This is a genomic window from Acidobacteriota bacterium (assembly GCA_022340665.1).
Taxonomy (GTDB): domain Bacteria; phylum Acidobacteriota; class Thermoanaerobaculia; order Thermoanaerobaculales; family Sulfomarinibacteraceae; genus Sulfomarinibacter.
In genome coordinates, this window is sequence record JAJDNM010000062.1 from 25,868 (window position 1) to 48,433 (window position 22,566).

Consider the following 22,566-nt stretch of genomic DNA (forward strand, 5'->3'; position numbering starts at 1 on the left):
TAGGGTGGGCGGTCGGCAACTCTCAACTCTAAACTCTTGACTCTCGACTATTGCCCTCTTTCATAAACCAAAAAGCTGTAATCGAACTCGTTCTTTTCGTCAGCTTCGTGGTGCTCCTCGGAGACAAGTTCCCATAGGTCGAAATCAATTTCCGGGAGGCGGGTATCGCCCTCGATCTCGGCATGGATCCGGGTCAGATAGATCCGATCCACCAGGCCGTGCGCGAGGGCGGCGCGATAGATCTGCGATCCTCCACCGATGAACGGCTCGTCGTCCGCGGCCGCCACCTCGAGAGCCTCTTTGATCGACGAGACAACCTGCGCACCCTCGAGAGCGAGTTGCCGGCTACGGGTCACTACTACCATCGTCCTGCCCGGCAGCGGCTTGCCGAGCTCATCCCAGGTTCGCCGGCCAATGATCAGGTGGTGCCCCATCGTGGTCCGTTTGAAATGCCTGAGATCAGCCGGCAGAGACCACGGCAGGCCACCGTCACGCCCGATGACTCCGTTCGACGACACGGCGACGATCATCGAAACCTCCATCATCACACCGCAATCGGAGCCTTGATGTGGGGCTGAGGGTCATAACCATCGAGCCGAAAATCTTCATAAACGAAATCGAAGATGCTGTCTGGCGTACGTTCGATATGCATCGTGGGCAGGCCGCGCGGCTCCCGTGCGAGTTGGGTTCTCGCCTGTTCAAGGTGGTTGCGGTACAGATGGACATCGCCAAACGAGTGCACGAACTCACGCGGCTCGAGTCCACAGACGCGGGCGACCATCATCGTCAGCAATGCGTACGAGGCGATATTGAACGGCACCCCGAGAAAGAGGTCCGCGCTCCGCTGATAGAGCTGGCACGAGAGGCCCCCCTGGGCCACCCAGAACTGGAAGAGACAGTGACACGGAGGCAACGCCATCTCCTCGATGTCCGCCACGTTCCACGCCGATACGATGTGACGCCGTGAATTTGGGTCATTCCGAATGCCATTCACAACTCGTTCGATCTGATCCACCGCACCGCCTTCTGTGGTGGGCCACGAACGCCACTGGTGGCCATATATCGGACCGAGATCGTCGTTCGCGTCGGCCCACTCGTCCCAGATCGTCACTCCGTGCTCGTGCAGATAGGTGAGATTGGTATCTCCGGCGAGAAACCACAAAAGCTCATGGATGATCGAACGCAGGTGGAGCCTCTTTGTCGTCAGGGCCGGGAAACCGTCGCGCAGATCGAATCGCATCTGGTAACCGAAGGCGCTGAGGGTCCCAGTGCCGGTTCGGTCCTCCTTCTCCACACCGCTTTTGAGGACGTGATCGAGCAGGTCCAGGTATTGCCTCATCCGCGCTGTTGTCCCGAGTCAATCCAACCGCTCACCAGCTCGATCCAGCGACCCTGTCCTTTGAGCAGCACCTCGGCGAACTCCCGCACCGCGCCGTGCCCGCCTGTCATGCCGCAAACCATATCGCAGGCAGCGATCACCTCCGGCGCGGCATCAGCGGGGCATGCAGTGAACGCTGCACGGGCGAGTAGCGGCAGATCAGGCAGGTCGTCGCCCATAGCCGCCACCGCGGAATCGTTTATCTGGAGGATCTCTTCCACGCGATCGAGATCGGCCGGTTTGTCGTGTGAACCGACAAGTATGAGTTCGGAGCGCATCCCGAGCTCCGTGCACCGCTTCACCACCGCTTCGCTTGATCGACCGCTGATGACGGCAACCTGTATTCCTGCTCGCAGGAGGAGCTTGATGGCAACACCGTCTCGAGCCGAAAAGCGTTTGCGGTCTTCACCGTCAGCCGAATAGTCGAGGCTGCCGTCCGTAAGCACCCCGTCGACATCGAGGGCGATCAGGCGGATCGGCTCGAGCTTCTCGCGGACGTCGGCTGGCAAACGACTTGGCATGGGGAGATGCTAACAGAACGCGGCGAGATGCGAGATACAAGATGCTGGATGCTAGATGCTGGATGCTGGATGCTGGATGCACAATATTGAATGTTAGATGTTGGATGTTGGATGCCACGAGACGGTGGTTTTTGCTGATTTTTGATCAACGGGAAGGCGAATCCAAAATCAAACATCAAATATCCAATATCTCAAATCAGGCGCAAGCGTCAGCAATCGTCGCCTCGACGACCTAACGTTCAAACGAGAAGCAGGCAATCACCGGGTCGTGGTCGGAGGCGCGTTCACTAGCCGGCCACTCGGCGTTTACGTGCACCATGTCGACTTCGGCCTCCCGTGCCAGCGTGCCGCTGGCAAGGACATGATCGAGGACCTGTGAGTTGCCGAGATGGACATAGCTGTAACGATCTTCGATCTCCACCCGCTTCACGAGATCCTCGAGGCCCGCCGTTTCGAGCACCCGCAGGGGTGGCGAATCTTCGAAGTCGTTGAGATCTCCAAGCACCACGATCCTGGCCGACGGATCTGCCTCGGTCAGTTTTCTGACGAAATCCGCCACCAGGTCCGCCTGATCGGTGCGCCGTTTGACCGTGTTCTCCAATCGAGGCTGTCGTCGCCCAAAGATCGGGTCGTCGCCGCCCTTGGAGCTCAGGTGGAGATTGATGATGAAGAACCGCTTACCGGCGAACTCGAACTCTCCCACCAGCGGTTTTCGACTGCCACCGTGACCATCTTCTCCCGCTCGAAAGGCCGGGTTGCCCGGCTCGACCAGGCCCGGGCTGCACGACAGGCTGAGGCCGCGGTCAACGGTCGTGCTCTTGTCATCAGCGCAATCGACCCGATCGACAAACCGCACCCTTTCCGGATTGAAGAGGAAAGCGGTTCTGATGTTGGCACCGGGCTGGCCCCCGTCGGCCCCATCGACGGGATCGATCGATCGACTCTCGTAGCGCGGCCCGCCGGCCCTTTCGATGCTCACAATGAGTCGATCCAAGGTCGCCGTTGCCCTCACCGTGCCGTCGTCCTCGGCGCCAGAGTCGTCCTGGATCTCCTGGACCGCCAGGACGTCCGGCCCGCCGAGGTTCTCGACTACGGTTTCCGCCAGGCTCACGAATTTACTCTCCGCCGACACCACCGACAGGTTCTCGACGTTGAAGGTCGCCACTGTGAAATTCTCCGTGTCTCCGGTGATATCGGTGCGCTCGCGTCTGATCTCGCTCCGGTACGCGGGCGGCAGCGGATCGGTGTTGAGCAGCTTGTAGCTGCCGAAGCTGTAGTGGAGGATTCCGTCCGCGTGGGCCTGGAGCGTGTCGCCCACCTGCAGCTGCGGTGGGTCGGCGACCAACCGATCGTCGATCACAATGCGTTGTGGATTGGGGTTGTCGGGTCGAAGGCGCAGTCCGTGACGGTCTGTCCTCGTGCGCGCACCCGCGCCGAATTCCGGCAACACCGTCACCTCTCCGTAGCGCGAGGTCGGTCCGACGACGACCGGCCTCTCGACCCTGATCAGCATCCCCTCGAGGCTTTCGAAGGCGTCCGCGGCGAAGACCGCCGGATCGTACGTCTGGTAATCATCCGAAGCGACCTCCGGTTGAGGGATCGTTCTTCCGCCATTGCCGATCACCTCGGGAGGTGGAAGATTCTGCCCCCGGTTTTTGATCTCGAGATCGGTCGAGAAGAGGCGGGTCACCGGGAGTTCCAACCCCCATCCACGCTCCTCCACCCGCCCTCCGACACTGATTCGATCACCAACCCGGACCAATGGCAGCCCCTTGGACGCCATGACCAACAGCCCCTCCGAGGTTCCCGAATCTCCGTCCCCGACAGGATCCTGCATCCAGAAGGCTTGGCCACCCCTGCTGCCGAGAATCGCGGTCACCAGCCCGCCGACCCGCGAAACGCAGCGCCCGGCGAGCGGCGACACATGACCCGAGCCCTGTATCTGATGAATCGTTGCATCGAGCCGTACAGCCTGCGGGGGATCGACCCCGGAGACTGCAAAGAACACGATCTGATTGGCCTGAACCGAGGGTTGAAAGTTGTTGTCCGAGATCATCACGAGCAATCGCCGGCCGTCACCGAGATCGGGTCCGAGCGCCATCCCCTCGATGTTATCCGGCACCAGTCCACGTTGACCGAGATCGGCGATCAACGCTTTGTCGGCCATCACAGGTCGCGGGCCGTCCATCTCTAGAATGCCGTCGACACCGTTGATATTCGTCGCCCTGCTCAGATCCACTTGGTACAGGCGCACCCGATTGCCGACCCCGGCCGAAAACGACCGTTCGACCACCAGCAGTCTATGCGTGTCGAGGGCGACGATCTCGGAGATGCCGTTGGTCCGGAAGGCCGACGCCGGTTCCGGCTGGTCCGGAACCGGACCCACCTCGTAGAGAAACTCGGCAATCGGTCGGCCCCCGGGCAGCTCGAACACCAGCAGTCGAGCCGGGCTACCGCGATCGGTGTCCGCCAACGGACCGTCCTGAGCGAGAGCGTTTTCAGCGGCGACGAAGAGCCTCTTGCCGTCGGGGCTGAGGGCGAGACCCTCGAAACCGAGATTGTCGCGAACCCCCCGCGTGCCGTCGGCGTTCGGCAGGAAATAGTCGGGCAGCGCAAGCTCGTCAATCATCGTCCCTTCGAGCCCGAATCGAGCCACCATGGGCGGGATGCCCCGATGCGGCACGCCTTCAGAGGCCAGAAACAGGGTCCCGTCCGGCGACAGGGCGAGGGCCTCGGAATCGAGGACACCGCGAGCAAAAGGTACACCCCCCGAATCGCGCAAGACCGTCGCTCCGCGCACGGTTGCATCCGCCTTCTCCCCGTCGAGCCGGACCTTCAGCGTGTAGAAACGCGGGGGATCGATGCTGCCGCGATCGTCCGATACGACGTAGAAGAGGTCGCATCCGGGATCGTAGGTCAGGCCGGAGAGCCCGCCTACCAGGGTCCCGTCAACTCGAAGATGTCCCGGCAGGCTGCTTTCGCCCAACAGGTCCAGCTCCAGATCAGTCGACGCGGCCGACGCCGCCATGGCGAGGGCTGCGACGAAAACGTTGAGTGTCTTTTCGATCCGGCCCGGCCTCAAGTGAAGGCCTGTTCGAGCTCTTCGATCATCTTCTTCTCGGCCGCAGAAATGGTGGCCACCCCGAGAAATCCCCCGGCAGCATCCGCGATCTCTCGGGCGCGGTCCAGCGTCCCGTCCCTGAGATGAGCCTTTGCACGGTCACCGAGAGACGGCTTCAACGCCTCGACGTAGCTCTTCCAGACCTCCAGAAGCTCCGGGCTCGGCTTGGTCTGCAGCCAGTTTCTGAGCAGGTTACAGGTCGGACTGGTCTCGTCCACCCCTCGCTCGACCGCAGCCTTGATGATGGCCTCCCTCTCCCCCTGCTGTATCTCACCATCCGCCCACGCCACCTCCACCAGGGGAACCAGAGAAAAGGCGACCAACGTCTCGGGTTCTACCTCGAGATCAACGAGCGCATTGACGATCTCGTCGTCATCGATATCGAGGTACTCCCGAAATTCCTTCTTCTTCTCCTCGCGCACGCTCGCCTCGCGCAACTCCCTCAGGATCCGCTCGTTTTCCTTGGCGAAAAAGCTTTCTTCGAGGGCCTTGGCCTTGGATTTCAGTACCGGGACGTCGTCGGTGTAACTCATGGGTGCCGTCTCCTTAGGCGTTGAGTGTCGGGGCGGTTTGTCTCGCCGCCGAGAGTGATTATGCCATGGTCTATTTGACCCGGCGCACTGGTGCCGCGGCAAATAGATGCGTAGAATACGCCGGGCCTGATCAAAAACAGGCATCGAGAGGAGAACATGGCCGAGCACAGCTACCAACCATCAGTCATCGAGCCCAAGTGGCAGGAGATATGGGCTGAACGTCGCACGTTCAGGACACCGTCGGATCCCGAGGAACTACATTCGAAGCCCAAGTTCTACGTGCTCGATATGTTCCCCTACCCCTCTGGCGCAGGCCTCCACGTCGGACACCCCGAGGGATACACCGCAACCGATGTCGTGGCGCGGATGAAACGTGCCCAGGGGTTCAACGTTCTCCACCCGATGGGCTGGGATGCTTTCGGCCTACCCGCCGAGCGCGCCGCGGTGCGTGAGGGTCTCCATCCCGCCGCGATCACCGAGCGCAACGTCGACACCTTTCGCAAGCAGATCCAGCGACTCGGCTTCTCATACGACTGGGACCGGGAGGTCAATACCTCCGCTCCTGACTACTACCGATGGACCCAGTGGATCTTCCTCCAGCTCTATGACAGGGGCCTCGCCTACATGGCCGACGTCCCCGTCAACTGGTGCCCGGCCCTGGGAACGGTGCTCGCCAACGAGGAGGTGAAAGACGGCGCCTATGTCGAAACCGGTGACCCGGTCGAACGTCGGTTGATGCGCCAATGGATGCTCAAGATCACCGATTACGCGGAGCGCCTGCTCGATGATCTCGAACTGGTCGACTGGCCGGAGAGCGTCAAGGAGATGCAGCGCAACTGGATCGGCAAGAGCCACGGTGCCGATGTCATCTTCCAAATCGACGGAATGGACAGGGACTTCACCGTCTTCACCACCCGGCCCGACACGCTCTTCGGCGCGACCTATTGCGTCTTCGCTCCCGAGCACCCGATGGTCACCGAATTCACCACGGACGGACAGCGGCAGGCGGTCGAGACATACGTCGCGGAAGCAGCGCAGAAAACCGATCTCGACCGGACCGACCTTGCCAGGTCGAAGACCGGCGTGTTCACCGGCGCCTACGCGATCAACCCGGTCAACGACGAGAAGGTCCCGATCTGGGTGGCGGACTACGTCCTCATGGGCTATGGCACCGGAGCCATCATGGCGGTGCCCGGCCACGACGAGCGGGACCACGAGTTCGCTCGCGCGTACGGCCTGCCGATCGTCGAAGTGGTGTCGGGATCGGACTTTCCGATCGAAGAGGCCGCCTTCGTCGACAACGTCGACGGCGTACTGGTGAACTCGACCGCCCGGGATGGTTTTTCGATCGACGGCCTCAAGGTGCCGGACGCGATCGCCAAGATCACTGCCTGGCTGAGCCAACGCGGCCTTGGCGAAGAAAGGGTCCAATATCGGCTGCGCGACTGGCTCTTCTCCCGCCAGCGCTACTGGGGCGAGCCGTTCCCGGTCGTCCACACGGATGACGGCGAGGTCCTACCCTTACCGGAGGACGCGCTGCCCGTCGGACTGCCGGTCATCGACGAATATAAACCGACCGACGACGGCCGCCCGCCTCTCGCCCGCGCCGGAGACGACTGGCTCCGGGTCGAGCTGCCCGACGGCCGCATGGCGACGCGCGAGACCAACACCATGCCGCAGTGGGCCGGCTCGTGCTGGTACTACCTGCGCTACCTCGATCCCCACAATGACCGTGAAGCGTGGTCGCAGGAGGCCGAGAACTACTGGATGCCGGTCGACCTCTACGTCGGCGGGGTCGAGCACGCGGTGCTCCACCTGCTCTACGCCCGCTTCTGGCACAAGGTCCTCTACGATTGCGGCTACGTCCACACGAAGGAGCCGTTTCCGAGGCTCTTCAACCAGGGCATGATCCTCGCCTACTCTTACCGTGACGCAGGAGGAAAGTACTACCTTCCCTCTGATGTCGAGGGACGGGACGGCCGCTTCTTCACCAGGGACGGTGGCATCGAGCTCGAGGCCCAGGTCGAGAAGATGTCGAAGTCCAAGCTCAACGTCGTCAACCCTGACGACGTCATCGAAGCCTACGGTGCCGACGCCATGCGTCTCTACGAGCTCTTCATGGGTCCGCTCGAAGTGCAGAAACCGTGGCAGATGAAGGACGTCGAAGGCGTCAATCGCTTCCTCCAGAGGGTCTGGCGACTCGCGGTAGACGAGAAATCGGGAAACCTCAACCCGAAGCTGACCGACCGAGCCGCCTCCACCGAACCGGAACTCGAACGCTGCCTCCACAAGACCATCAAAAAGGTCACGTCGGATACCGAGACACTGCAGATGAACACAGCCATCGCCCAGATGATGATCTTCACCAACGACGCCACCAGCGCCTCGACCTTGCCGTTGGAGATCGTCGGCGCCTTCCTGCGCCTGCTCTCGCCCTACGCGCCCCACCTCTGCGAGGAGCTGTGGCAGCGGCTCGGCAAGGAGGAGCTCATCGCCCACGCCGCATGGCCGAGCTGGGACCCCGAGCTGGCACGGGACGAAACCATCACGATAGTCGTCCAGGTCAACGGCAAGAAACGGGACGAGCTGCAGGTCGACCGCGAAACCGCAAAGGAAGATCTCGAACGTCTCGCTCTGGCCTCGGAAAACGCGCAGCGCTTCCTCGATGGCAAGGAACCGAAAAAGGTGATCGTGGTTCCGGGCAGGTTGGTCAACATCGTCGTTTGAAGCCGAAATCTCCACCTGTCACCGAGGAGACGTTGAACGTTTGAACGTTGAAACGTTCCGCCCGGCCTCGTCTATACGGTCTCCAACGTTCTAACGTGTAACGGCCTCGCGTTCGAGCGGAAGGCGGATAGAGACTTCGAGACCACCGTCAGGGTGGTTGCGGGCGCTGACGGTGCCGCCGTGGACTTCGATTGCACGGCGGGCGATGGCGAGGCCGAGGCCGGCACCGCCGGTCGAGCGTTCGCGCGCTTCGCCGACCCTGGCGAACGGTTCGAACACGGCTTCGAGCTGTTTTTCGGGTACACCGGAACCGTGATCTCGGATCGTGATCCCCGCCGTTTCCCCGCGACGGTCGACCGCCACCTCGACGGAAGCCCCTTCAAGGGTGTGGCGGACGGCATTACGGATCACGTTGTCGAGAGCGCTTCGAACGAGGGCCGGATGGCCCTTCATGAGGCAGCGGGACCCGGAATCGAGCTCCACGGTGCGGCGAGATGAAGACGCCTCGAAGGAGGCGTCGTCGACGACCTCGTTGACGAGTTCGCCGAGATCGAAGGTAATCGCCTCGGCCTCCGGCGTTCGGGCCTCGAGGCGTTCGAGGAGAAGCAACTGACCGATGAGATTGTCGAGCCGACCGGTTTCGCGCTCGATACGGTCGAAGGCTTCGGTCGCGCGGGCGCCGTCGCGATCGCGGGCGAGTTGCAGTGCTACCGTCAACCGCGCGAGCGGCGAGCGTAGCTCGTGTGAGACGTCTCGCAGTAGGCGCCGCTGAGACCCGACCAGATTTTCGAGGCGACCAGCCATGGCGTCGAAGTCGCGCGCGAGTCCCCCGATTTCGTCGCGCCGTCGGTCAACCGGCGATCCGACCCGCGCCGATAGGTTGCCGGCGCTGAGGCTCTGGGTCGCCCGTCGTAGCTCGCCCACCGGCGACGACAGGTAGCGGGCGAGCACGAGGCTGAATACCCCGACCACCAGCGCCAACAATCCGAGCCGCCACCATAGCGCTCCAGGTTCGAGGAGATCGATCAGGCGCGGCGGCCGATGGAGGGTCGAAACCACCACCAGGCTACGGCCGTCGGGGTCCGTGACCGGCCGCGCCGCCAGGTGCAAGCCCCCGCGGCGAGCTGACTCTTTCGAACCGCTCGCCGCCACCGTCTGCGCGAGGTCGACGACCGGTTCGGGAGCCTCACCGCCGAGCAGTCTCCGGCCGCTCAAATCAAAAACATAGATCTCCGAGCCTCGCCGCCCCGGACCCCTGTGTCCACGCAGCCGGGATTCGTCGATGCCAGATTCCGCAATCCGTTGTGCCGCCCGATTGACTCGCTCCTCCGCCCATTCCTCCGCACCGCGCTCCCATCGTTCGATCCGCGGCCGCGATTTGGTGAAAAATGGCGAGGTCACCACCAGCACACCACCGAGCACCAGCATTGCGACCCAGAACCAGAGGAAGATGCGGAGGAAGAGGCTTTTCACGCAGCGTCTCGATTTCGCAATGCGAATTTCGAATTTCGGATTTCGAATTTGCCGCCCATCCGCCCTGATGCTGGATTCCTGATACTGAATTCTCGATCCACCAAACCACCCGTCGAGAATCTGTCAGAGGCAGAATACCGAGTATCCAGCATCCAGCATCCAGCATCTGACCCGCCGTGGAGGAACCCGCCAGCCACCGTGGGGTCCCGCCTCACGATGCGCTCCCGCTTGGCTTGACGTAGAGATATCCGACGCCGCGAACGGTCTTGATGCGCTCTCCCCCATCGGGCAGCGGGCCGAGCTTGCGCCGCAGATTGGACAGATGCACGTCGAGGCTTCGATCGTAGGCGGACGCACGGCGGCCCAGCGCCTGGCGAGACAGGTCGTCGCGGGCTACCACAGTACCCGCGGCTCGCACCAGGGTCTCGAGGACGCCGAACTCCGCACCCGTGAGATCGATCTCTCCGGCAGCGGTCCGGATCTGCCTCGAACCGAGGTCCATTTCGAGGTCATCAACGGTCAGGACCGCCGAATCACCGTCCCCTGCAAACGTCTCCGAGGTTCGCCGGAGGATGGCCCGAATGCGGGCCACCAGTTCACGCGGATTGAATGGCTTCGAGAGGTAGTCGTCGGCACCCATTTCGAGCCCGACGATCCGGTCAACATCCTCGCCCCGGGCGGTGAGCATGATGACTGGAACTTTCGAAACCTCGCGGATCTTGCTCAGTACTGCAAATCCGCCGAGACCTGGTAGCATGACATCGAGGATCACGAGCTCTGGTTCGTCAGTCAGACACCGCTCGACTCCCTTGACGCCGTCGTACACCGAGGTGGCATCGAAGCCCTCGTCCTCCAGATAATCCGTCACAAGCTCGCAGAGCTCGACGTCGTCATCGATGATCAGAATCGACATCTCGACCCGATCCTATCAGCCCGTCGGCCCTCTTGACCTTTCTTTACGAAACCCGTGCGTTTCCTTGCGTTAAACGATCAACAATAAAGGTGTTGCGGTCGTTCTATACGATGACCGAACACAGCCGCATGAGCGGCAACATATGGAGGCTGACATGAAAGTACGAAACATTGTATTGACCATCACCACGGCGATTCTCTGCGCTGTGCCCATGGCGTCCCTCGCCCAACAGGGGCCCGGCGGAGGACCCGGTTGGCACAGCCACGGCGTCGTCAACGATCATCTCGGCTTTTTCGAGCGCAGACTTCCCCGGATGGCGGAAGAGCTCGGCTTGAGCGACGAGCAGCTCGAGAAAATACAGGCCATTGCAGACGCCGCGCGGCCCGAGATCGAGGCGTACGCCGAGGAGCTGCGGGAAAATCGCGAAGCCTACCGCGCTGCCAACGATGATCCGACGGTTTTCGATGAGGCATCGTTCCGTAAGCATACGGCGGCCCAAAACGAGATTCAGACCGATCTCATGGTGGCAGTCCAGAAGGCGAAGGCCGAGGTCTTCTCGGTCTTGACAGCAGAGCAGATCGAACACCTCGATGAACTGCACGGCAGCTTTGGGGGACGGAAATCAGCCCACCGCGGAACTGGCCGTGGTTGGAACAAGTAGGGAGACCCTCCTCCTCCCTCCTCACTGAAGTGCGGCGGCCGATGATCTGGTTACGGCCGCCGCACGCTATTGCCAGGACGCGAGGTTCTATCCAGTTCCGAGGATTCATGTTTCAATAGCGAGATTGAGCGGAAGGAGCGGCGCCGAACATGAAAGTCAATCCGATCATCCGCTTTGCGGTCGAGCGGCGGGTCACGATGGCGATGGCGGTGCTCGGTGTGCTTGTTCTCGGATGGCTCTCCCTCAATCGACTGCCGCTCGAATTCCTCCCGACATTTTCGTCGTCGTTCATTTCGGTCGACGCCCCGTACCGCTCGTCCTCACCGGCCGAAACCGAACGTCTGATCGTCCGGCCCCTCGAGGACAGCCTCAGCACCATCAATGGCATCGATACACTGACCGCAGTATCGACTGCCTCTTCCGGGAACGTCAGCGTTAGGTTCGTCGATGGCACCGATATGGATCTGGCGGCGGTCGACGTGCGCGACCGCGTGGACCGGGTGCGACCCCGCCTTCCGGACGATCTCGAGCGTGTTCGGATCCGGAGGTTTCAGTCCTCCGACCGGCCAGTGCTCAGGTTCCATCTCAGCGCCGATTGGCCGCGTGAACGCCTCTACCGCTTCACCAACGATGTGATCGTTCGCCGACTGCAGCGTCTCGACGGCGTCGCCGACGTTCAAGTGCGAGGCGATGAAACCCGGGAGGTTCAGGTCAATCTGATTCCAGACCGTATGGCTTCACTCGGGATCGATGTTCGTGACGTCGCGTCGGTCATCCGTTCGAACCATCAGGCAGTGTCGGCCGGCACCGTTCGCGAAGGATCGCGGAGCTTTTTCTTCCGGGTCGAAGGTAAGCTCACGAGTCTTGACGAGATTCGGGCCCTGCCGCTTGGCGGCGGGTTGCGACTCGGCGACGTCGCCGAGGTCGTCATGGCCTACCCCGAGCAGGAGGAGTGGGATTTCCTCAATGGTCAGGAAGCACTCAGCGTTCAAATCTACAAGGCTTCCACCGCAAACCTGCTCGAGATGATCGACGCCGCCAGGGAGGAGATCGAGGCCATCCAAGGGATGCCCGAGGCGAAAGGGCTTCAGATCAACATTTACCGTGACGACTCTGAGGACGTACGAAACGGCCTCAAAGAGCTACGCAACACGGGCCTGCTCGGCGGAGCTCTTGCGGTCGTCTTCATGTACCTGTTCCTGCGCCGATTCCGCAGCACCTTGCTAGTGACAATCGCCATTCCTGTATCAGTGGTCATGACCTTGGTCTTCATGTACCTCTCGCGCCAAGCGGGATGGTCGGACCTCACCCTCAACATCATGTCGCTGATGGGCCTGATGCTCTCGATCGGGATGCTGGTGGACAACTCGATCGTCGTCATCGAGTCGATCTTCCGCCACCACGAGGACCTCGGTGAGGACGCACGCACGGCGACCCTCCAGGGCGCATCCGAGGTGGCCCTGCCGATCGCCGCCTCGACCTTGACGACGATGTGCGTATTCCTGCCGATAGTCTTCATGTCATCCGGCGGCCGATTCGCCTTCTTCATGAAAAACATCGGACTCACCGTGGTGGTGGTCATGGCCGCCTCACTGGTGGTCGCAATCACGGTTGTGCCGATGGTGGCAGCTCGGCTGCTGGGCGGCGAACGGGCCAGCAAAGGCACGCTGTGGAACCGATTCTCTGGTGCCTACGCGAAATCCCTCCGCTTCATGCTCCGCCACAGGCTCGCGTTCTCGGCAGTGGTTATTCTCGCCCTGGTCGGCTCGTGGCACCTTTATCAGAGCATCGAGCGCTCCTACTCGAGTCCATCCTTCGAACGCCAGATGACGATCCTGGTCGACACGCCCAAGAGCTACACGGTAGAACAGAAGCGCGAGCTCTATGACGAGGTCTACGCCCTGCTGGACGAAAATCGAGATGAGCTCGAGATCGCGACCATCACCCACAGCTTCCGGCGCGGGAGTGGTCGTTCCCGCGGATGGAGCAGGGACAACCGATTCAACGTCTACCTCGTCGACGAGGAGCACAGCAAGCTCGACACCGGCCAGATTCGCGACCGGATCGAGGCGCTGATGCCGACGAAACCGGGAGTCACCTTCACCCTCACGCGTTCTCGACGGGGTCACTCCGGCTCGGGATCGAGCATCGAGGTCCGAATTCGCGGCGATCGTTTCGAGATCCTCGAGCTCTACGCGAAACGGGCCATGACCGCGTTGTCGGCGATGCCCGGAATCAGTGACGCCGACTCCTCCCTCGAGAGCGGCGACGAAGAGGTGTTGGTCCGACCGGACCGGGAGCGGATCCTCGCGTCCGGTCTCTCGTCACAGGCAGTGGGCCAGAGTGTCTCGTCGGCACTGTCCTCTCGAGCCGTCTCGTATTTCGAGGTCGAGGACCGCGAGCTCGACGTTGTGGTTCAGCATCGGGAACAGGACCGGCAGACCCTCGACCAACTCAAGAAGATACCGGTCGGGTTCGGAGATGGCAGACAAACGATCGGTGCTGTCGCCGAGTTCGAGACCGCCCAGGGCGCGCGATCGATTGAACGCATCGACCGCCAGTCTACGATCACCGTGACGGCCGATACCGAGACCGGAACCCCTGCCTTCGTGGCGCAACGGATGGCCCAAGGGGTTATCGAGGGCCTTAACCTCCCGGCGGGTTACGAGGTGGTCGAGGGCGAAGACTGGATGCGGGGCGAGCAAGACGCGAGCGATGCCGTCTTCCTGCTGCTCTTCGCGCTGGCCCTGATTTACATGGTGATGGCATCCCTCTTCGAGAGCTTCGCCCAACCGTTCACGATCATGTTCTCGGTGCCCTTCGCCTTCATCGGCGTAGGTGTCATCATGAGTCTCGTCGGCCAGCCCCGGTCATCGAGCTCGGACATGGGTTTGATCATTCTCGCCGGCATCGTAGTCAACAACGCGATCGTCCTAGTGGACCAGATCAACCGGCTCCGCAGCCAGGGCATGCCGCGCGACGAGGCGATCGTTCTCGGTGGCCGTCATCGACTGCGACCGATACTGATGACCGCGATGACGACGGTGCTCGGCCTTTCACCGATGGTCGCCGGCTACATCCTCCCAAGCGTTTTCGGCGCACCTGACGGTCGCGCGGCGTTCTGGGCTCCGGTCGGTCTGGTGATTCTCGGGGGCATGACGACCTCCACCTTCTTCACCGTGATGGTTATTCCAACGATCTACTCGCTGATCGACGACCTCACCGTATTCACGAGCCGTATCGCCGCCGCCGCATTCGAAAAGACACCCGTGCCCATCCCTGTTCCGGTCTCCGACAGCGATGGCCCGTCAACCGACTCACAACGGATGAACCCATGAAATTTCAGTACACAGTTCTTGCCACGATTCTGCTCATGTTTTCCGCCTGTGGCGGTTCCGATATGACCCAGCCCGAAGAGCGCGGAGGCAGTCCGGCGGGCATGGGAGGCCGTATGTCCGGCGGCGAGCCGGTGGCCGCGGTCCCGGTCCAGGTCGAAGCCGTGCCACGGCAGTCGGTCTCCCAGTATCTCGAAACAAACGGTACCCTCGAGGCCGAGAACGAAGTCGACATCGTCGCGCGAACCACGGGCCCGGTGATCGAGATCAACACCGAAGAGGGTCGCCTGATCCGCGCCGGCCAGGTGATCGCCCGGATCGACGAGCGTGAGGCTCGAAACCAGGTCACCATCGCCACCGTGGCGCGAGATGAAGCACAGCTGGCATTTGACCGCGCCAAGAGCTCCTGGGACGAGGGCCTGGTCAGCCGCGAGGCCTTTGACAACGCGTTTTCGCAACTCAACTCTGCCAAGGCCCAGCTCGAGAGCGCCGAGATCCAGCTCGCCTACACTCGGATCACGGCGCCGTTCGACGCGCTGGTTGTGACCCGGAACATCAAGCTCGCACAGTACGTCACACCCGGAATGACCCTTTTCCGCATCTCGGATTTCACGCCGCTCCTGTGCCGCATCGAGGTCCCCGAAAAGGACTTTCCGCGCATCCAGATTGGTCAGGTGGCTCACCTCAGGGTCGAGGCCTACCCGGGCGAGCGGTTCGCCGCCAAGGTAGCCCGGCTCCGACCGACCGTCGATGCCGCCACTGGGACCTTCACAGTGACCCTCGAGGTCGACGGCTCGGGCAAGCTGCGGCCCGGGATGTTCGCCTCGGTCTTTCTGCAGACTGACACTCACGATGACGCGATCGTCATACCACGCAGCGCGCTGGTCCTCGACTCTCTCGGCGACACCGTTTACGTCAAATCCGGTGACGAGGCCGAGCGGCGCGAGGTGCGTCTTGGCCTTCGCTCGGAGGATTTGGTCGAGGTGCTCGAAGGGCTTTCCGAGGGCGAGTTGTTGATCGTGGTCGGCCAGGATGGCCTCGCCGACGGCACCCCGGTGACGGTCATCGGGGACGAGCCCTCCGAGCCACCTGCGACGACTGGCCTATCATCCGGTCCACCACCGGAAGCGATCGAGCGGATGCGGCAGCGGATGAAAGAGCGCGGCCTCTCGGACGAAGAAATCGAGCAACGACTGCAGCAGATCCGCGAAGGAGGCGGCTCGCCCAGCGGTGGAAAGGGCAGCGCAGCGGCTGGAAGCATTCCACCCCAGATGGCCGAGCGAATCAAGAATGCCTCGCCTGAAGAACTGGAGAAGATCAAACAGCGCATGAAGCAGTTCGGCATGTCCAATGGGCAGATCGAGGAGATCGTCAAGCGGGTTCGCGGCGAGGGCGGGTCGTGACTCCTCACGTGATCTCCACTCGCTCCCGCTCCCGCTCCTGCTCCCGGATAATTCGGGTGGATTTCGGCATTACCGGTGAAGAGACCGTCCGGAACGGGATCGGGTTCGGGATCGGAATGTCATGAAAATCGTCGAGCTGTCGATTCGCAGACCCGTCACGGTCTTCATCTTCTCGGTGGCAGCTGTCGTGTTCGGGATAGTGGCTTTCCGTAATCTCGCGGTCAATCTCCTTCCCGATATCTCCTACCCCTCACTCACGGTTCGCACCACCTACGAGGGCACGGCTCCAGTTGAGATCGAGTCGCTGCTCAGCCGCCCGATCGAGAACGCGGTCGGGGTGGTAAACAACGTCGTTCGGGTCACCTCGTCTTCGCGCGCGGACGTCTCGGAGGTCACCCTCGAGTTCGCCTGGAACACCAACATGGATTTCGCCGCGCTCGACGTTCGTGATCGGCTCGACCGTGTGCGATTGCCGACCGGCGCCGAGCTGCCGGTGCTTCTGAAGTACGACCCATCACTCGATCCGATCATGCGCGTCGGCCTCATTGGATCGGACGACCTCGCGCACCTCAGGTTCCTTGGAGAAGAGGACATCAAACGCGCTCTGGAGCGGATCGAGGGCGTCGCAGCGGTGGTGGTTTCGGGTGGTCTCGAAGAAGAGATTCAGGTCGAACTCGATGAACGCAAGCTGGCAGCCCTCGGACTCTCGGTGAACGAGGTCGCCGCCCGATTGGCGGCCGAGAACGTGAACATTACCGGAGGAACTCTCCGGGACGGCCACACCGAGTACCTCGTCCGAACCCTCAACGAATTCGCGCGGCCGGAGGACATGCGCTCGATCGTCGTCGATCGAAGCGGAGATGCAATTGTCCGTCTCTCCGATGTGGCAAGGGTCTACACCGGTCACAAGGAGCGCGAGATCATCACCCGTATCGACGGCGCCGAATCGGTCGAGCTGGCAATTTACAAGGAGGGTGGAACCAACACAGTTACGGTATCCAATGCGGTTACCGAACGTCTCGCCAGCCTGCGCGAGGATCTCAACCGGCTCGACCCCAACCTTCGGATGGAAATCATCACCGACCAGGCGCGGTACATCCGGCAGGCGGTACGCGAGGTTTTGGAGACCGCTCTGTTCGGTGGCCTGCTTGCCATTCTGGTGCTCTTTTTATTCCTGCGGTCGATCAAGAAGACCCTCATCATCTCGGTTTCGATTCCGGTCTCGGTGATCGCCACATTCTTCCTGATGTACGTCTCCGACATCTCGCTCAACATCATGTCCCTCGGGGGACTGACCCTGGGCGTCGGCCTGTTGGTCGATAACGCCATCGTGGTCCTCGAGTCGGTTCAGCGAAAACGGGACGAGGGCCTCGGAGAGGTCGAAGCGGCGCGGGTCGGCACGTCGGAGGTCGGTCGGGCGATCACAGCATCGACGCTCACCACCATCTGTGTCTTCGTACCGATCGTGTTCGTCGAAGGCGTGGCGGCTCAGCTCTTTCGGGACCAGGCCTTGACCGTCGCATTTTCGCTGATGGTGTCGCTGATCGTTGCTCTCACCCTGATTCCGATGCTTGTGTCCCGCGAGTTCCGGCCCGAAGCGAGTCCGTCAGAGTTGGACTCGAGGAGTCAGGCAGCCGCACCGATCCGTTGGCTCGGCGACGCGGTGTTTTTCGTCACCACGAAGCTGATCTCCGCTGCTTCCGTGATCGTCCGTGCCGTCGGTCGTCTCGCGTCCTTGTTGTTCAACCCTATTCTCGACCTGTTCGACCGGTCTCTCGAAGCACTCGGCAACTGGTACTCGAGGGCCGTCAAACGGGTGCTTTCCAATCCGGCAGCGGTAGTCGCGGTGGCAGTGTTGCTTTTCGTCGGTAGTCTGGGTCTCTACGGCCGCCTCGGGTCCGAGCTGATCCCAGAGCTCGTCCAAGGTGAGTTCTTTGCCGATATCGAGCTTCCGCCGGGGACCCGCCTCGAGGTCACCGATCGGAGGCTGGTGGAACTCACTGAGGTTGCGGACACGATCCCGACCGCCCGCACGGTGTACACCATCGCCGGAACATCCAACAAACAGGGCGGCACCGCGGGGGAGCTGCGCGAGTACCTCGGACAGATCACCGTCACGCTCGATCCTCCGGTCTCGCGGGAGATCGAAGACGAGGCGATGAAGGTCATTCGGGAAGACATCGACGCCGACAACCGAGCCCTTGGTGCCACCGCCAACCAGATTTTACCCGGCGCACGGCCGCCAATAGTCTCCCGCTTCGGGCGGCCCTCTTACTTCAGCTTCAAAGAAGCTATAGAGGTCGAGATCCGCGGCTTCAACCTCACCCTGCTCGATCGGCTCGCCGATGAAGCGGTGGCGCGGTTCCAGGAAATTGACGGCCTGATCGACATCAGCTCTTCGACCGAGGGTGGACACCCCGAGCTGCAGGTCCGACTCAACCGAGATCGGCTTGCCGCCTACGGCCTCGGGGTCTCCGACGTGGCATCGGTTCTCCGGTCGATGGTGCAGGGCGACGTCGCCACAGACATCACCCGGTCGGACCGAACCATCGATATCCGCATACGGGCAGCAGAAAGGTTCCGGGGTTCCGCGGATGCTCTTGAAAATCTGACCGTTACGCATGCCGGGACGACGCCGATTCCCCTGTCCGCGGTTGCGGAGATAGTGGAACTGGAGGGCCCGGCCGAAATCAGGCGCGCAGACGGGAGCCGGATCGCCCGCATCACGGCCAACCTCGAGGGTGACCGTGACCTCGGATCGGTCACCGGTGATGTCAGAAACTCCCTCGAAGAAATGAGCTGGCCGTCCGGCTACGACTGGCGCCTCGGCGGCCAGCAAGAAGAAATGGCCACCTCCTTCAGTTCGATGAAACTCGCATTCGGACTCGCGGTTTTCATGGTCTACCTGGTCATGGCTTCACAGTTCGAGAGTCTGTTGCATCCCTTCGTCATCATGTTCTCGGTTCCGTTCGCGATCATCGGCGTCCTCGCCACGATGTGGATCTTCGGAGTCACCGTGAGCGTCGTGTCGTTAATCGGTTTCATCCTCCTCGCGGGAATCGTGGTCAACGATGCCATCGTGCTGGTCGATTACGCGAACCAGCTCCGCAGGCAGGGCATGGCCAAACTCGAAGCCCTGGCGAAGGCCGGAAGGGTACGCCTCCGCCCCATCCTCATGACCACGGCCACAACCGTTTTCGGCCTCTTGCCGATGGCCCTCGGGCTCGGCGAAGGAGCCGAACTCCGGACACCGATGGCGCTGACCGTAATCGGCGGGATGATCACGTCGACTCTGCTGACCTTGTTGGTGGTCCCCGCAGTGTATGCAGTTCTCGACCGGCGCGATTGAAATCCGTTTCGCGGGTTGACCCGAGGCTGCTCACGTGATATATGCATATGCGCATAATGACTGCGATGCCACGTGACCGATCCGCAGCCCGACGAATCCTGATCCGCAACCTGCTGGCGGAAAGGGCAATATCCAGCCAGGCCGAGTTGGTCGAGCTTCTTCTCGAGGCGGGCCACAGGGTCACGCAATCGACGATCTCGCGCGATCTCGCCGAAATCGGCGCGGTCAAGGCGGACGAGGGGACCGAGAACGAACGCTACGTCCTGGTTGATCAGAAACGGGGCGCGAACGAACGCTTCGAAGTGCTGCGCCGGACACTTGAGGATTATCTCGAGGGGGCCGTGCCCTCCGGCAATCTCGTTGTGTTGAAGGTCCGATCTGCGACTGCGGGCGCGGTGGCCGCCGCCCTCGACGCTTCCCCCCCCAACGGCGTGGTGGGCACCCTGGCCGGCGATGACACGGTCGTCGTGATTGCCGACGAGTCGCTCGGCGGAGGGGCGGTGGCAAAAACGATCATGGGAATTTTGGAGGCTTGAGTTGAAAGTTGTCCTCGCCTACTCCGGCGGTCTCGACACTTCGATCATTCTGCACTGGATCAAACAGACCTACAACGCCGACGTGATCTCCTACACCGGGAACGTCGGCCAGATCGACGAGGATCTCGACGAGGTGCGTGAGGCAGCACTCGCGACCGGCGCCTCGGAGGCGATCGTCGAGGATCTGCGCGAAGCCCTCGTTACCGAGTGCGTCTTTCCTGCGCTCAAGGCGAATGCGGTGTATGAGTGGTACTACCTCCTCGGTACTGCCCTTGCCCGGCCGGTTCTCGCTCGGGGACTGGTCACGACTGCCGAACGTTTCGGAGCCGACGCGATTGCCCATGGCGCAACCGGGAAGGGCAACGATCAGGTCCGATTCGAGCTGTCGGCCTATGCGCTCCAACCCGAGATCCGCGTGATCGCACCGTGGCGGGAATGGGACATGAAGGGTCGCACCGACCTCGTTGCCTACGCCAACGAGCACGGAGTACCGATCCCTGCGGCCCCCAAACCATCGTATTCGATGGACGCAAACCTCATGCACGTCTCGTACGAGGGAGGTGTTCTCGAGGATCCCTGGGCGAGTCCACCGGAAGGCATGTTTCGTATGACCACTGACCCGGAGATCGCACCCGACGAGGCGGAGATCGTCACGGTCCGCTTCGAAAAGGGCGTGCCGAAAGAGATCAACGGGAGCAAGATGGACCCGGTCACCCTGCTCGAAACTCTCAACACGATCGGCGGCCGCCACGGAGTCGGACGAGTCGACATCGTCGAAAACAGGTTTCTCGGCATGAAGAGCCGTGGCGTGTACGAGACCCCCGGGGGCACAATTCTGCACCATGCCCATCGTGCGGTCGAGTCGATCACCCTCGATCGCGAGGTGCAGCACCTGCGCGATGAGCTTGTGCCCCGGTACGCCGAAATGGTGTACAACGGCCTCTGGTTCAGCCCCGAACGCGAGGCACTGCAGCGGTTCATGGACACTGTTCAGGAGCGGGTCAACGGTGAGGCCCGGCTCAAGCTCTTCAAGGGTGGCGTGACGGTGCAAGGTCGCAGGTCGGAGACCCACACTCTTTATGACGAAGCGGTCGCAACCTTCGAGGCAGACGAGGTCTATGACCAGGCGGACGCAAACGGTTTCATCCGGCTCAACGCCCTGCGCTTGCGGACACTCGGGGGCAAGAGAATCTCGGAAGGCGAATGAGCCTCCTGCGAGACCTTTTTGACCGCGGGGAGGACGGACTTTTTCGCGCCTTCGCTTCGTCGCTCGAGATCGACCGATGGATCGCCGAGGAAGACATCGAGGGGTCGATTGCGCACGTGACCATGCTGGGCGATGCAGGAATCCTACCCCCGGGCGAGGCAGAAACCTTGATTCAGGGTCTCCGGCAGATCCTCGAAGAGTTCCAGGAGGGAACCTGGACTCTCGACGGATCGGAGGAGGACATCCACATGGCGGTGGAGGCGCGTCTCACCGGTCTTGTTGGTGAGGTTGGGGGCAAGCTTCACACTGCCCGCTCACGAAACGACCAGGTGGCAACGGACGTCCGGCTGTGGATGAGACGGCGGCTCGGAAATCTCGCATCTGCGGTCAGCGGTCTCGCCACCGTCCTCCTCGATCGCACCGTCAAAGACGGCCAGGTGCTCATTCCGGGCTACACGCATCTCCAGCGCGGACAGCCCATTCTCCTCGGCCACCACCTGCTTGCGCACGCCTGGGCGTTGAGCCGAGATCTCGAGCGAATACGCGAGGCAACCCTCAGAATCAATCGAAGTCCTCTCGGCTCGGGCGCCCTCGCCGGGACTTCCCACCCCATCGACCGTCATCGTACAGCCAGCCTGCTGGGCTTTTCCGGGCCAATAGAGAACGCCATGGATGCTGTGGCGGCAAAGGATCATCTGCAGGAGGCCGTTTCGGTGTGCGCCATTTGCATGTCGAACCTGTCACGGATGGCCGAGGAGCTCGTCCTCTGGTCGTCAGCCGAATTCGCCCTGGTTCGCCTCGCCGAGCAACACACAACCAGCTCGAGCATCATGCCGCAGAAGCGCAACCCCGACGGCGCCGAACTCATTCGGGGCGAATCCGGGGTGGTTTACGGGCATCTGCAGGCCCTCTTGACCCTCACCAAGGCGATGCCGCTCGCCTACAACCGTGATCTGCAAACGGAGCGGAAACCTCTGATCGAGACGATACTGCTGACCACGGCATCCACCCGGCTGCTTGCTGCAATGTGGCGGGCACTGGAAATCAAGTCTGCGCGATTCGAGAGCGAGCTTTGGGGTGATTTCAGCCTTGCGACCGAACTCGCGGATCTCCTGGTAGAAAGAGGGGTTCCGTTCCGGGAGGCACACGGCGCCGTAGCGCGAGCCGTGAAATGGTGCGAAGAAGAGGGAGGGAACCTCACCCTCCTCAACGGTGGCAATGCCCAGCAATTCCACCCCGACTTCCCCACCGATCTGAGCCAGTGGCTCGATCCGCGGGCAGCTGCGGAGCGTCGAAGGTCCTTCGGAGGGACAGCCTCGGCCGAAATCGCTCGTCAGGTCACTCTCCTGCGAGATCTACTCGCACAGGAAGGCGGGGACTGACCTCGCTCTCCTACTGAGAAAGTCAAA

The 22,566-nt window shown here is 62.0% G+C and carries 15 protein-coding genes; 8 read left to right on the top strand and 7 right to left on the bottom strand.

The features are described 5' to 3' along the window. Positions 1-47: 47 nt before the first annotated feature. The 5 genes from LJE93_08110 to LJE93_08130 all read right to left on the bottom strand — a co-directional run bounded on the left by LJE93_08110 (position 48) and on the right by LJE93_08130 (position 5,553). Entirely contained in the window at positions 48-545 is a 498-nt protein-coding gene (locus LJE93_08110) for a dihydrofolate reductase (GenBank protein MCG6948860.1), read from the bottom strand. Then, positions 545-1,339, bottom strand: coding sequence for a thymidylate synthase (locus tag LJE93_08115; GenBank protein ID MCG6948861.1), 795 nt, complete (start codon positions 1,337-1,339; stop codon positions 545-547). The genes LJE93_08110 and LJE93_08115 overlap by 1 nt, the downstream gene beginning before the upstream one ends. Further along, positions 1,336-1,899, bottom strand: coding sequence for an HAD hydrolase family protein (locus LJE93_08120; protein MCG6948862.1), 564 nt, complete (start codon positions 1,897-1,899; stop codon positions 1,336-1,338). Before LJE93_08120 ends, LJE93_08115 begins: the two co-directional genes overlap by 4 nt. A gap of 232 nt (positions 1,900-2,131) precedes the next feature. Then, complete coding sequence (locus LJE93_08125) at positions 2,132-4,981, bottom strand: esterase-like activity of phytase family protein (protein MCG6948863.1); 2,850 nt, start codon at positions 4,979-4,981, stop codon at positions 2,132-2,134. Then, the gene (locus LJE93_08130) at positions 4,978-5,553 is read right to left on the bottom strand and encodes a hypothetical protein (GenBank protein ID MCG6948864.1); all 576 of its coding nucleotides are present in this window, start codon (positions 5,551-5,553) and stop codon (positions 4,978-4,980) included. The genes LJE93_08125 and LJE93_08130 overlap by 4 nt, the downstream gene beginning before the upstream one ends. A gap of 156 nt (positions 5,554-5,709) precedes the next feature. Between LJE93_08130 and leuS the strand changes: the two genes are divergently transcribed. Continuing rightward, positions 5,710-8,280, top strand: a complete 2,571-nt coding sequence (gene leuS, locus LJE93_08135; protein ID MCG6948865.1) for a leucine--tRNA ligase — start codon at positions 5,710-5,712, stop codon at positions 8,278-8,280. A gap of 90 nt (positions 8,281-8,370) precedes the next feature. Here the strand turns inward: leuS and LJE93_08140 are convergent, their stop codons facing one another. Continuing rightward, positions 8,371-9,753 carry a HAMP domain-containing protein gene (locus LJE93_08140; protein ID MCG6948866.1) on the bottom strand — a complete coding sequence of 461 codons (1,383 nt, stop codon included), beginning with the start codon at positions 9,751-9,753 and terminating at the stop codon, positions 8,371-8,373. A 211-nt stretch (positions 9,754-9,964) separates the two neighbouring features. After that, positions 9,965-10,666: a response regulator transcription factor gene (locus LJE93_08145; GenBank protein MCG6948867.1), complete on the bottom strand. Its 702-nt coding sequence runs from the start codon at positions 10,664-10,666 to the stop codon at positions 9,965-9,967. A 154-nt stretch (positions 10,667-10,820) separates the two neighbouring features. On the opposite strand from LJE93_08145, the gene LJE93_08150 reads away from it, so the two are divergent. From LJE93_08150 to argH, 7 genes are all read left to right on the top strand, one after another. Beyond that, positions 10,821-11,327 carry a Spy/CpxP family protein refolding chaperone gene (locus tag LJE93_08150; protein MCG6948868.1) on the top strand — a complete coding sequence of 169 codons (507 nt, stop codon included), beginning with the start codon at positions 10,821-10,823 and terminating at the stop codon, positions 11,325-11,327. Positions 11,328-11,476: 149 nt separating this feature from the next. Continuing rightward, the gene (locus LJE93_08155) at positions 11,477-14,665 is read left to right on the top strand and encodes an efflux RND transporter permease subunit (GenBank protein ID MCG6948869.1); all 3,189 of its coding nucleotides are present in this window, start codon (positions 11,477-11,479) and stop codon (positions 14,663-14,665) included. After that, a complete protein-coding gene (locus tag LJE93_08160) occupies positions 14,662-16,065 on the top strand; it encodes an efflux RND transporter periplasmic adaptor subunit (protein MCG6948870.1) in 1,404 nt (467 codons plus the stop codon). Before LJE93_08155 ends, LJE93_08160 begins: the two co-directional genes overlap by 4 nt. Positions 16,066-16,186: 121 nt before the next feature. Further along, positions 16,187-19,414 carry an efflux RND transporter permease subunit gene (locus LJE93_08165; protein ID MCG6948871.1) on the top strand — a complete coding sequence of 1,076 codons (3,228 nt, stop codon included), beginning with the start codon at positions 16,187-16,189 and terminating at the stop codon, positions 19,412-19,414. Between the two features lie 65 nt (positions 19,415-19,479). Further along, positions 19,480-19,950 (top strand): arginine repressor, encoded by a 471-nt coding sequence (locus LJE93_08170; protein MCG6948872.1) that lies wholly within the window; start codon positions 19,480-19,482, stop codon positions 19,948-19,950. Position 19,951: 1 nt separating this feature from the next. Further along, the gene (locus LJE93_08175; GenBank protein ID MCG6948873.1) at positions 19,952-21,157 is read left to right on the top strand and encodes an argininosuccinate synthase; all 1,206 of its coding nucleotides are present in this window, start codon (positions 19,952-19,954) and stop codon (positions 21,155-21,157) included. Beyond that, positions 21,154-22,539 (top strand): argininosuccinate lyase, encoded by a 1,386-nt coding sequence (gene argH / locus LJE93_08180; protein MCG6948874.1) that lies wholly within the window; start codon positions 21,154-21,156, stop codon positions 22,537-22,539. The genes LJE93_08175 and argH overlap by 4 nt, the downstream gene beginning before the upstream one ends. The last annotated feature ends 27 nt before the right edge of the window (positions 22,540-22,566 follow it).

Bases quoted from the DNA above. Each gene is read 5' to 3' on its own strand.
- LJE93_08110 (MCG6948860.1), bottom strand. From the start codon at position 545: ATGATGGAGGTTTCGATGATCGTCGCCGTGTCGTCGAACGGAGTCATC.
- LJE93_08115 (MCG6948861.1), bottom strand. From the start codon at position 1,339: ATGAGGCAATACCTGGACCTGCTCGATCACGTCCTCAAAAGCGGTGTG.
- LJE93_08120 (MCG6948862.1), bottom strand. From the start codon at position 1,899: ATGCCAAGTCGTTTGCCAGCCGACGTCCGCGAGAAGCTCGAGCCGATC.
- LJE93_08130 (MCG6948864.1), bottom strand. From the start codon at position 5,553: ATGAGTTACACCGACGACGTCCCGGTACTGAAATCCAAGGCCAAGGCC.
- leuS (MCG6948865.1), top strand. From the start codon at position 5,710: ATGGCCGAGCACAGCTACCAACCATCAGTCATCGAGCCCAAGTGGCAG.
- LJE93_08145 (MCG6948867.1), bottom strand. From the start codon at position 10,666: ATGTCGATTCTGATCATCGATGACGACGTCGAGCTCTGCGAGCTTGTG.
- LJE93_08150 (MCG6948868.1), top strand. From the start codon at position 10,821: ATGAAAGTACGAAACATTGTATTGACCATCACCACGGCGATTCTCTGC.
- LJE93_08155 (MCG6948869.1), top strand. From the start codon at position 11,477: ATGAAAGTCAATCCGATCATCCGCTTTGCGGTCGAGCGGCGGGTCACG.
- LJE93_08160 (MCG6948870.1), top strand. From the start codon at position 14,662: ATGAAATTTCAGTACACAGTTCTTGCCACGATTCTGCTCATGTTTTCC.
- LJE93_08165 (MCG6948871.1), top strand. From the start codon at position 16,187: ATGAAAATCGTCGAGCTGTCGATTCGCAGACCCGTCACGGTCTTCATC.
- LJE93_08170 (MCG6948872.1), top strand. From the start codon at position 19,480: ATGCCACGTGACCGATCCGCAGCCCGACGAATCCTGATCCGCAACCTG.
- argH (MCG6948874.1), top strand. From the start codon at position 21,154: ATGAGCCTCCTGCGAGACCTTTTTGACCGCGGGGAGGACGGACTTTTT.